Origin of the sequence: Mycobacterium sp. UM_11 (assembly GCF_001414075.1) — a bacterium.
In the GTDB taxonomy this organism is placed as follows: Bacteria; Actinomycetota; Actinomycetes; order Mycobacteriales; family Mycobacteriaceae; genus Mycobacterium.
Genome location: NZ_LATC01000025.1, coordinates 22,438 through 33,995, shown reverse-complemented (window position 1 = coordinate 33,995; position 11,558 = coordinate 22,438). Strand labels below are relative to the sequence as shown.

Annotated in this window: 9 protein-coding genes; all 9 read right to left on the bottom strand. The window is 68.6% G+C overall.

The annotated features are described in order from the left end of the window. Positions 1-68 precede the first annotated feature (68 nt). Entirely contained in the window at positions 69-479 is a 411-nt protein-coding gene (gene ndk, locus WU80_RS09060) for a nucleoside-diphosphate kinase (protein ID WP_055400112.1), read from the bottom strand. 51 nt (positions 480-530) lie between these two features. After that, positions 531-890, bottom strand: a complete 360-nt coding sequence (locus WU80_RS09055; RefSeq protein WP_055400114.1) for a DUF4233 domain-containing protein — start codon at positions 888-890, stop codon at positions 531-533. Then, positions 887-2,326 carry a folylpolyglutamate synthase/dihydrofolate synthase family protein gene (locus WU80_RS09050; RefSeq protein WP_055400116.1) on the bottom strand — a complete coding sequence of 480 codons (1,440 nt, stop codon included), beginning with the start codon at positions 2,324-2,326 and terminating at the stop codon, positions 887-889. The genes WU80_RS09055 and WU80_RS09050 overlap by 4 nt, the downstream gene beginning before the upstream one ends. Continuing rightward, positions 2,323-4,956, bottom strand: a complete 2,634-nt coding sequence (locus WU80_RS09045; protein ID WP_055400118.1) for a valine--tRNA ligase — start codon at positions 4,954-4,956, stop codon at positions 2,323-2,325. The genes WU80_RS09050 and WU80_RS09045 overlap by 4 nt, the downstream gene beginning before the upstream one ends. Positions 4,957-5,018: 62 nt before the next feature. Then, positions 5,019-6,278, bottom strand: coding sequence for a trans-acting enoyl reductase family protein (locus WU80_RS09040; protein ID WP_055400120.1), 1,260 nt, complete (start codon positions 6,276-6,278; stop codon positions 5,019-5,021). Positions 6,279-6,358: 80 nt separating this feature from the next. Then, positions 6,359-6,874, bottom strand: coding sequence for a transglycosylase family protein (locus tag WU80_RS09035; RefSeq protein WP_055405749.1), 516 nt, complete (start codon positions 6,872-6,874; stop codon positions 6,359-6,361). Positions 6,875-7,761: 887 nt separating this feature from the next. Further along, a complete protein-coding gene (gene mobA, locus WU80_RS09030; RefSeq protein WP_082459726.1) occupies positions 7,762-8,367 on the bottom strand; it encodes a molybdenum cofactor guanylyltransferase in 606 nt (201 codons plus the stop codon). 1 nt (position 8,368) lies between these two features. After that, positions 8,369-9,460, bottom strand: coding sequence for a 2-oxoacid:ferredoxin oxidoreductase subunit beta (locus WU80_RS09025; protein WP_055400122.1), 1,092 nt, complete (start codon positions 9,458-9,460; stop codon positions 8,369-8,371). Continuing rightward, positions 9,457-11,436, bottom strand: coding sequence for a 2-oxoacid:acceptor oxidoreductase subunit alpha (locus tag WU80_RS09020; protein WP_156349431.1), 1,980 nt, complete (start codon positions 11,434-11,436; stop codon positions 9,457-9,459). The genes WU80_RS09025 and WU80_RS09020 overlap by 4 nt, the downstream gene beginning before the upstream one ends. Positions 11,437-11,558: the final 122 nt, after the last annotated feature.

Genomic DNA, 11,558 nt, shown 5'->3' with positions numbered 1-11,558 from the left:
CCCACATCACTCGGCGAGCCAAGCCGCCCCCGAGCAAACCGGCCGTCAGCGCGCCGTTAGCTGGGTCGTTAGGCGTCGGGAAACCAGAGCGCGATTTCGCGCTTTGCGGACTCCGGCGAGTCCGACCCGTGCACGAGGTTGAACTGGGTCTCCAGCCCGAAATCGCCCCGAATGGTGCCGGGCGTGGCCTTCTCGACCGGGTCGGTACCGCCCGCGAGCTGCCGAAATGCGGCAATCGCGCGCGGTCCCTCGACGATCGCCGCCACCACCGGTCCCGAGGTGATGAACTCCAGCAGGGATTCGAAGAACGGCTTGCCTTCGTGTTCGGCGTAATGCGCGGCGGCCAGGTCCCCGCCGACGCGCCGAAGCTCCAGCGCGGCGATGGTCAGGCCCTTCTGCTCGATGCGGCTGATGATTTCCCCCACCAGCTGCCGCTCGACGCCGTCCGGCTTGATCAGTACCAGGGTCCGTTCGGTCACGGCGGACAGCGTACAGAACCGGGCGCCGATCGGCCGGGCGGCGACCGGGCCCTACGGCTGCCGGCGCCGCACCTCGGCCCGGAAGTACGCGATCAAGGCCCACAGGCCGGTGAACAGCACCCCGATGAATCCCACGCCGGGGTACACCGCGAAGCCGGCGAGCAGGAGCAGCTGAGCGGCCAGGTTCACCCAGATCGCCCAGGGTTTGCGCTGCACCCCGCCCAGCACGATGAGCAGCCCGGCCACGCTGACCAGGTAGCCCAGGGACACCGAGGTCAGCCCGCCGCCGACCGCGCTCACCACGGGGATCGCCAGCAGCACCACGATCGCTTCCAGGAGCAGCGTGGCGGCCATCACCGCGCCGAAGCTGCGCCACGGGTCGGCCGGCGGGGCCGGGTCTTCCTCGGTCATTCCGGATCACGACCGAACAGGGTCCGCGCCGCCCCGGCGGTGACGACCGAGCCGGTGATGACGACCCCGGTGCCGGAGAAGTCGGAGGCCGCCCCGTCTGTCGCCGCGTCGTCGACCAGCGCGGTGGCGGCGTCGATGGCGTCGCGCAGGTTCTCGGAGGTGGTGACCCGCTCGGGTCCGAACCGCGCCGCGGCCGCCACCGCGAGCGAGTCGACGTCGAGCGCCCGCGGGGACCCGTTATGGGTCACCACCACGGCGTCGAACGCCGGCTCCAGGGCGGCGAGGATGCCGTCCACGTCCTTGTCCGCCATCACGCTGAGGACGCCGACCAGGTATCGGAAGTCGAATTCGTCGCCCAGCGTCTGCGCCAGCGCGGCCGCGCCGGCCGGATTGTGGGCGGCGTCGATGAACACGGTGGGCGCGCTGCGCATGCGTTCGAGCCGGCCGGGGCTGGTGACGGCGGCGAAACCGGCCCGCACCGCCTCGACGTCGAGTTGCCGCTGCGCGCCGGCGCCGAAGAAGGCTTCCACGGCCGCGAGTGCCACCACCGCGTTGTGGGCCTGGTGTTCCCCGTGCAGCGGCAGGTAGATGTCCGGGTACACCCCGCCGAGGCCCTGCAGTTCGAGCACCTGGCCGCCGATCGCGATCTGGCGGCCCAGGACCGCGAACTCCGATCCCTCGCGGGCCACCGCGGCGTCGGCGCGCAAGGCCTGGGCCAGCAGCACCTCCATCGCTTCGGGCGCCTGCCGGGCGATGACCGCGACGGTGTCGGGTGCGCCCTCGGGCGCTTTGGTGATGATGCCGGCCTTTTCGCCGGCGATGCCGGGAAGGTCGCCGCCGAGGTATTCGACGTGGTCGATGCCCACGGGCGTGATGACCGCCACCGGCGCGTTGACCACGTTGGTGGCGTCCCAGCGCCCGCCCATGCCGACCTCGACCACCGCCACGTCGACGGGCGCGTCGGCGAACGCCGCGAACGCCATCGCCGTCAGCACCTCGAACTTGCTCATCGCCGGGCCGCCCGCGTCCTGCGACTGGGCGTCGACGATCTGGACGAACGGTTCGATCTCCCGGTAGGTCGCCACGTATTGGGCGGGGGTGACCGGCCGTCCGTCGAGGGCGATGCGCTCGACCGCCGATTGCAGGTGCGGGCTGGTGGTCCGCCCGGTGCGCTGGTGCAGCGCGGTCACCAGCGCGTCCACCATCCGCGCCACCGAAGTCTTTCCGTTGGTGCCGGCAATGTGGATCGAGGGATAGGCCAGTTGGGGTGAGCCGAGCAAGTCCATCAGGGCGCTGATCCGGGTCAGGCTCGGTTCGAGCTTCGTCTCCGGCCAGCGCTGATCCAGCAGGTGCTCGACCTGCAGCAGGGCGGCGATCTCGTCCGGGGTGGGCGCCAGGCCCGTGGCAGGTGCCCAGTCGGGCTGCTCGGACGTCATTGCAGCGCAGCCAGCCGGGCGTTGATGCGCTCGGTCTCCTCCCGGGCCACCCGCTGGCGGTCCCGGATCTTGTCGACGACGTTCTGCGGGGCCTTGCCCAGGAAGTCCTCGTTGGCCAGTTTGGCGGTGGTGGACGCCAGCTCCTTCTGCGCCGCGGCGAGGTCCTTCTCCAGGCGGCGGCGTTCGGCGGCCAGGTCGATGGTGCCCGAGGTGTCGATTTCGACGACCATGGTGTTGGCGCCAACCCGAACCTCAAGGGACGCAGAGGGATTGAAATCCGGACCCGGCGCGGTCAGCGAGGTCAGGGCCATCACCTGTGCGCTCAAGTGGCCGCCGCCGGCCAACTGGGCCGGCACCTTCTGCCGATCGGCCAGCCCCTGATCGCTGCGGAACCGGCGGACCTCGGTGACGAGCCGCTGCAAGTCGTTGACGCGTTGCGCGGCAACGGCATCCAGCGCGATGCCGGACGGCGCCGGCCAGTCGGCGATCACCAGCGACTCCCCGCCGGTCAGCGCCTGCCACAGCGCCTCGGTGACGAACGGGATGACCGGGTGCAGCAGCCGCAGCAGCGTGTCCAGCACCGCGGCCAGCACGGCGGTGGTGTGCGTGATCCCCTCGGACAGCTGTGTCTTCGCCAATTCGACGTACCAGTCACAGAATTCGTCCCAGGTGAAGTGGTAGAGCGCCTCGCAGGCCCGGCTGAACTCGTAGACGTCGAACGCCGAATCGACCTCGGCACGAACCTCCTCCAGCCGTCCCAGGATCCAGCGGTCCTCGTCCGTGAGGTCGGCGAGATCGGGCAGCGGCGCCGGACGCGCACCGTTCAGGAGCGCGAACCGGGTGGCGTTGAACAACTTGGTGACGAAACTGCGCGACGCGCGGACGGCGTCCTCGCTGACGGCGAGGTCACCGCCGGGGCTGGCGCCGCGGGCCAGCGTGAACCGCAGCGCGTCGGCCCCGAACATTTCGACCCAGTCCAGCGGGTCGATGACGTTGCCCTTGGACTTGCTCATCTTGCGGCCGAACTCGTCGCGGATCAGGCCGTGCAGGAACACATCGGTGAACGGCACCTGCGGGGAGCGACGGCCGTCGAGCGTGATCGTGTCGTCGCCGCCCACGTAGGTGCCGAACATCATCATCCGGGCGACCCAGAAAAACAGGATATCGTATCCGGTCACCAAAACGCTTGTGGGATAGAACTTTTCCAGCTCTGGAGTCTTTTCCGGCCAGCCCAACGTGGAGAACGGCCACAGGGCCGACGAGAACCAGGTGTCCAGCACGTCCGGGTCCTGCTCCCAGCCCTCCGGCGGCGTCTCGTCGGGCCCGACGCACACCTGTTCGCCGTCCGGCCCGTACCAGATCGGGATGCGATGTCCCCACCAAAGCTGCCGGGAGATGCACCAGTCATGCATGTCGTCGACCCAGGCGAACCAGCGTGGCTCCAGGCTGGCGGGGTGAATGACGGTGTCCCCGTTGCGAACAGCGTCACCGGCGGCCTTGGCCAGCGATTCCACCCGCACCCACCATTGCAGCGATAGCCGCGGTTCGATCGGCTCGCCGCTGCGCTCGGAATGGCCCACGCTGTGCAGGTAAGGTCGTTTCTCCTCCACGACGCGGCCCTGCCCGGCCAGCGCCTCGCGCACCGCCACCCGGGCCTCGAAGCGGTCCATGCCGTCGAATTGCGTTCCGGTGTCGACGATTCGGCCCTTGGTATCCATGATCGAGATCATCGGCAGCTGGTGCCGCAGCCCGATCTCGAAGTCGTTGGGGTCGTGCGCCGGGGTGACTTTGACCGCGCCAGTACCGAATTCGGGGTCGACGTGTTCGTCGGCGACGATGAGGAGCTGACGGTCCACGAAGGGGTGCGGCAAGGTGGTGCCCACCAGGTGGCGGTAGCGCTCGTCGTCGGGATGAACCGCAATGGCGGTGTCGCCCAGCATCGTCTCGACCCGGGTGGTGGCGACCACGATGTGGGGTTGCGAATCGTCGAGCGAGCCGTAGCGGAACGACACCAGCTCGCCTTCGACGTCGAGGTAGTTGACCTCGAGGTCGGAGATCGCGGTCTCGAGCACCGGGGACCAGTTGACCAGCCGCTCGGCCTGATAGATCAACCCGGCGTCGTAGAGCCGCTTGAAAATCGTTCGCACCGCCCGCGACAGGCCCTCGTCCATGGTGAACCGGTCGCGGCTCCAGTCCACCCCGTCGCCCAGCCGGCGCATCTGCCCGCCGATGGCGCCGCCGGACTCCCGCTTCCAGTCCCACACCTTGTCGACGAACAGCTCCCGGCCGAAGTCCTCTTTGGTCTTCCCGTCGACCGCGAGCTGCCGTTCCACCACGCTCTGGGTCGCGATGCCCGCGTGGTCGGTGCCCGGCTGCCAGAGCACCTCGTATCCCTGCATCCGCTTACGACGGGTCAGGGCGTCCATCATGGTGTGTTCGAGCGCGTGACCCATGTGCAGGCTGCCGGTGACGTTCGGCGGGGGCAGCACGATCGAGTAGCCGGGCTTGGCGCTGGCCGCGTCGGCCTTGAAGTAGCCCGCGTCGAGCCATTTCTGGTAGATCGCGTCTTCGGCGGCAGCGGGATCCCACGACTTGGGCAGGTCGGTGGCGGGGCTGCGGCTGGCGGTCACCCGTCAATTCTAGGGAGCGCCGCTCACCTGAATGTAAGTGCCCAAACTGCAGGTGAGCCGGGTCACTTCCCCAGCCGGTCGACCTGCAAGGTCACACCGGCGGCGGGGAACCTGTCAAGCAGCGCGTCACCCATCGCGGCCGCGGGCGTGAGGACGCCGCGCAGCGCCGACAGCTTGTCGCGGTCGAACGCGAGCGCAAGGGCGCACTCCCCCAACAGCACCGCGGTCGCCTTATAACCGGGATCGCCGCGTTGCTCCATGCGTGCGACGTACCGCGCGCCGGTGGTCGTGGTGGTGTAGGTCTCGATCCGGTAGTAGCCACGCTCGCGCGCCGCCTCACTCGGACCGGTACCCGGCTTAGGCAGGATGCGTTCCAGCAGCTTGCGGGGCAGCAGCCGGAAATAACGGCTGCCCAGTTCCATGCCGGCGTTGCCCACGCCGCTCAGGACGGCGGATCCCACCGGCGCCAGGGGCGACGAGCCCAGGCTCAGGCTTTCGCTGTACCGGAACTGCCTGCCGTAGGCCCAGTCCATTAATGCGTTGCTGCGCCGCACGATTCGGGTGTTGACCGGTGCCATCATGAATCCGCCGGTCCACACCCCGGCCAGTTCGGGCGCGATGTCACTGCCTCGACGCCAGGGCAGGTCGGGCTGGCGGCCCAAATCCGGTTCGGCGGCGCGATCGGTGCTCAGCGTGTACGGGTCCGAGAGCCGGCGACGCTCGTCGGCATCGCGCGACGCCGTGTCCAACACTTCCAGCAGCGACGCGATGGTGCCGCCCGACAGCCCGCCGGACATGGAGCGCACGACGAAGTCGGTGCGGGCCAGCTCCCCCGCACCGTCGCCGCGGGCCGCGAGATACAGCGCGTACACGGTGAGATCCGAAGGAACGGAGTCGAATCCGCAACAGTGCACGATGCGGGCGCCGGTATCGGCGGCCTGCTTGTGGTAGGAGTCGATGCTGTCGCGGATGAACGGCGGCTCACCGGTCAGGTCGGCGTAGTCGGTGCCCGCGGCGGCGCAGGCGGCCACCAGCGGCAGCCCGTAGCGGGTGTAGGGCCCGACCGTGGTGATGACGACCTGGGTGCGGGCCGCCATCTCGTCGAGCGTCGAGGGCGATGACGCGTCGGCGGTGACAAGCGGCCAGGACTGCGCCGACTCGCCCAGGGTGTCCCGGACCGCGCGCAACCGCTCGGTTGACCTGCCGGCCAGCGCGACCCGCGTGCCGGGCGCCGACCGCGCCAAGTATTCGGCGGTCAACTTCCCGACGAAGCCGGTCGCCCCGTACAACACGATGTCGAATTCGCGCGGCGTTGCGGTCACGGGCCCGACGCTACCCCTCCCACAAATAAGTAGTGCCGGGCCCGTGGTCCGGCACTACTTATTACTGCGTTGTCCGATGATCAGCCGCGACGGCCGCAGACCGGCCAAGCGCCGATGCCCTGCGAGTGCAGCACGTTCTCGGCCACCCGGATCTGCTCCTCACGGCTCGCGTTCTGGGGCGAACCGCTGCCGCCGTTGGCGTGCCAGGTGCTCGAGGTGAACTGCAGGCCACCGGAGAAGCCGTTCCCGGTGTTGATCCCCCAGTTACCACCCGACTCGCACTGCGCGATGGCGTCCCAGTTGACGCTGTACGCCCTCACCGGCGGGGGCGGCGGCACGTCCGGGCCCGGAGGCGGCGGCACGTTGGGGTCGAAGGCCGCGGGGGCCGGCGGCGGCGCGTCCGGCGCCGGGGGCGGCGGAGGCGCGTCCGGAGCCGGCGGGGCGTCCGGGGCCGGGGGCGGCGGGACGTCCGGCGCCGCGGCGGGCGCCATGTTGGGGTCGAAACCCGTGGGCTCCGCGCTGGCGCTGGCCGACGGGATGGTCACGAGGGTGCCCGTGACCGCGGCAAGAACGAGCGTCTTACGGACGTTCTTCAATATCTTTCCTTTCGCGGTGCGCGCGCGCCAAAGCAAGCCCACTCGGGTGGGCTGACGGTGTTTGATTGGTGCGGAATACCTGCTTCGGGACGTGCCGGCTTGTCCTGGCACGACAGCGGTGGGCTGGAATCGCCCGGCGGAGTGCTACCGCCGGCCACGGACAAGACTTCGCCGTCCGCGGCCCCGCTCACACGCGGGTCCGTGATTCTGTTTTCAGTTACTCTTCCGTAACCCGTTGCGGGCTAACAGGGACCGTACGAGACCCGACGGCATTCGTCATCTTCGGAAAACGGATATCTCCGTTCGGTAACGGGGTGATCACGACGCGGTAGCCTCGCACTTTTGGCAGGTCAGCCACGCGATTCCGGCGAGTACCCAACAAATGCAAAAGCTTTCACAGCGTGAGCCGAATCACGCCCATTTTGTGAACTGGCCCACGTATTTGCCCCAGGCGTTTACAACCTTGCGGCCGTACCGGACTCGATTCCGCCGCTGCGAAGCACCGCACACTACAACAAGTTACGGGTTTACGTCACACACCCGGGACGAACATACGAGCGAATTGCCTTGCGCCACCGCTTAACTTGCATTGTTCAAATAACGCACACCCGTCGTGGCGCGTTGCCGCCATGTCGGGTGAAATAGCGAAATACGCTGTCGGGGCGGCGGTTCCGCGATCGTCACGCATGCGGTCTGGCGATTTCGGTGCGCCCGGGCCGTCGCCAAGCATCGCCGAGCTTGAAGACCAATTTATTGACCAGACTTGGCATTTCGTTTGGCAAAGCCGAAATCGCCACGGCGGCTTGCCATTCGCCAGGCATGGGCGACGCGTTACAGGGGTTTACCCGGATTTCATCCGGCCCCGCACGGGCCGGGTCGGGGTGCCCTTAGCCGCGGGGCCGCGCGAGGGCGCGCAGCTCGGCGTCGGTGTTGACGTTGGTCAACGACCGCGAATCCGTCGTGACGATGCGCTGCGCGTCCGAGGCGTCCACCAGGGCGCGCATCTTGCGCTCCCCCGCCGCCACCAAGGCGTCGACCCGGTCGGCCAGGTCGGTCCGGTACACCGCGGCGAGATAGTGGTCCTGGCCGTCCCACGGCAGCACCACCTCCGCGCCGGTCTCCTGCGCCCTGCGGGTGAGGTCGTCGATGAGTTCGACTGCCAGGAAAGGCATGTCGACGGCGCAGACGAAGGCGAGCGGGGCGCCGGCCTCGGCCGCCGCGCGCAATGCGCGTCCGGTCGCCGGCAGCGGCCCCAGGCCGCGCAGCTCGTCGCGCATCACGCGCGCCTCGAGTTCGGGCAGCGGCTGCCCCTGGGCGGCCATCACCAGGACGGGGTCGCAGCGCTGTCGCAGGACGCCGACGACGTGCTCGACCATCGTGGTCGCGTCGGAACCCGCGGAGGCGGGGACGGGGAGGCTGGCCTTGTCGCGGCCCATCCGTTGCGATGCGCCGCCGGCGAGCACCACCCCGGCAAGCGAACTCTTTTCGCCCACGTCAGTCGACGGTCCAGGTGTCGCGCCCACGCAGCAGCGATTGCAGGGCGGCGTCGTCGAACGGTTTGGCGGCGCGCGCGGCCTGCACCTGCGAGCGCGCCGCGTCGTCGTACGTGGGCCGGCTGACGTCCCGGAATATGCCGAGCACGGTGTGGTCGAGGTTCTGATCGGAGAGCCGGGACAACGCGAAGGCGTAGGCGGAGTCGTCGGTGTGCGCGTCGTGCACCATGATCTCGTCCACGGAAACGTCGGCGGTCTTGGCGAATTCGAGGCCGAAGCCGGACTTCACGACGCAGTACTCGCCGTCGGCGCCGAAGGTGATCGGCTCGCCGTGGCGGATGTTGATCACCCGCTCCTCGGCGCCTTCCTTGCGCAGCACGTCGAAGGAGCCGTCGTTGAAAATCGGGCAGTCCTGCAGGATTTCGACGACGGCGGCGCCGCGATGCTCGGCGGCGGCGCGCAACACCTCGGTCAGCCCGTTGCGGTCGGAGTCCAGGGCGCGGCCGACGAACGTGGCCTCGGCGCCCAGCGCCAGCGACACCGGGTTGAACGGGTGGTCCAGCGACCCCATCGGAGTCGACTTGGTGACCTTGCCGACCTCCGACGTCGGCGAGTACTGGCCCTTGGTCAGCCCGTAGATCCGGTTGTTGAACAGCAGGATCGTGATGTTGACGTTGCGGCGCAGCGCGTGGATCAGATGGTTGCCGCCGATCGACAGCGCGTCGCCGTCACCGGTGACCACCCACACCGACAGGTCCTCGCGGGCCAGCGCCAGACCGGTCGCGATGGCCGGCGCGCGGCCGTGAATGGAGTGAAACCCGTAGGTCTCCAGGTAGTACGGGAAGCGGCTCGAGCACCCGATGCCGCTGACGAACACGATGTTCTCGCGGCGCAGTCCCAGCTCGGGCAGGAAGTTGCGGATGGTGTTGAGGATGACGTAGTCGCCGCAACCCGGGCACCAGCGGACCTCCTGGTCGCTGGTGAAGTCCTTGCCCTTCTGCGGCTGATCCGTCGCGGGGACACCGTCGTTCTTTTTCAACCTGGGCGTCAACCCGAGGTCGGTGCCCGCCAGATTTCCCACCAGGTCGGTCATTCGATAGCTCCCGCTCCAACCGTCGCTGCCGCCATTCTGGCGACCATCGTCTTGTCCTGCTCGATTTCGGCCAGCGTGCCGCCGATCGCGGCGCGGATGACGCGCCCGATCTCGTCGGCGAGGAACGCCACACCCTGGACCTTGCTGACCGATTGCACGTCGACCAGGTACTTGCCCCGAAGCAACAGCGCCAGCTGGCCCAGATTCATTTCCGGGCACACCACCATCGGGTAGCGCCGCAGCACGTCGCCCAGGTTGGCCGGGAACGGGCTGAGGTGACGCAGGTGGGCGTGCGCGACCTTGACGCCCTTGCGCCGCGCGCGCCGGCAGGCTTCGCCGATCGGGCCGTACGAGCTGCCCCAGCCGATCAGCAGCAGCTCGGCTTCCCCGCTGGGGTCGTCGACCTCGAGGTCGGGCACCGTGATGCCGTCAATCTTGGCCTGCCGCAACCGAACCATGAGGTCGTGGTTGACCGGCTCGTAGGAGATGGCACCCGAGCCGTTCGCCGCCTCCAGGCCACCGATCCGGTGCTCGAGGCCCGGGGTGCCCGGGACGGCGAACTGGCGCGCGAGCGTCTCGGGGTCGCGGTTGTAGGGCTGGAAGGGCTCGTCCGGCTTGGCGAACGTGTGCTTGATCGGCTGCAGCGTCCCGACGTCCGGAATCCGCCACGGCTCCGAGCCATTGGCGATCGCGCCGTCGGACAACACGATCACCGGGGTGTGGTACGACACCGCGATGCGCACCGCCTCGATCGCGATGGCGAAACAGTCGGACGGCGAACTCGGCGCCAGCACCGCCACCGGCGACTCGCCGTTGCGGCCGTACAGCGCCTGCAGCAGGTCGGCCTGCTCGGTCTTGGTCGGCAGGCCGGTCGACGGGCCGCCGCGCTGAACGTCGATGACCAGCAGCGGCAGCTCGGTCATCACCGCGAGGCCCAGCGCTTCGGACTTCAGCGAGATGCCGGGACCCGACGTGCTGGTGACGCCGAGCGCCCCGCCGTACGAGGCGCCGATCGCGGCGCAGATGCCGCCGATCTCGTCCTCGGCCTGGAAGGTGATGACGTTGAAGTTCTTGTGCTTGGACAGCTCGTGCAGGATGTCCGACGCCGGCGTGATCGGGTAACTGCCGAGCACCACCGGGATGTTGGCCAGCTGCCCCGCCGCGACGATGCCGTAGGCCATGGCCGTGTTGCCGGAGATCTGCCGGTATTCACCGGACGGCAAGGTCGCCCGGGACACCTCGTAGGTGGTGCCGAACGCCTCGGTCGTCTCGCCATAGTTCCAGCCCGCCTTGAGCGCCAGCACGTTCGCCTCGGCGATGTCGGGCTTGCGGGCGAACTTCTCCCGGATGAACTTCTCGCTGGTCTCGATCGGGCGGCCGTACATCCAGGACAGCAGCCCCAGCGCGAACATGTTCTTGGCCCGCTGGCCGTCCTTCTTCGACGCGCCGATCGCCTCGACCGCGCCCAGCGTGAGGGTGGTCATCGCGACGGAATGCACGACGTATTCGGACAACTCGTCGGACTCCAGCGGGTTCGTGACGTAACCCACCTTGGTCAGGTTGCGCTTGGTGAACTCGTCGGAGTTCGCGATCACCATGCCGCCGCGCGGCAGGTCGCCGATGTTGGCCTTGAGCGCCGCGGGGTTCATCGCGACGAGCACGTCGGGGCGGTCACCGGCGGTCAGGATGTCGTAGTCGGCGATCTGGATCTGGAAGGACGACACCCCGGGCAACGTGCCTGCGGGGGCCCGGATCTCGGCCGGGTAGTTCGGCTGGGTCGCCAGGTCGTTACCGAAAAGCGCTGCCTCCGACGTGAACCGGTCACCGGTGAGCTGCATGCCGTCACCGGAGTCCCCGGCGAAGCGGATGACTACCTGTTCGAGGCGCTGACGTTCGGACCCGTTACGGGCAGGCGCTCCGTTCTGGGACGACCCGCCGTGAGAATCAGAGCCGGCTCCGCTGCCGTTCGGATCCACGTATCCGCCTTCCATTGGTTAACCGGATAGGCACTTTCGCTGGAGATTGAGGTTACGCGCCGTTGCAGCGACTCCCGCGCGCTCGAGCTTGAGTGTCACTAGTAATGCCAATTATGGCACTT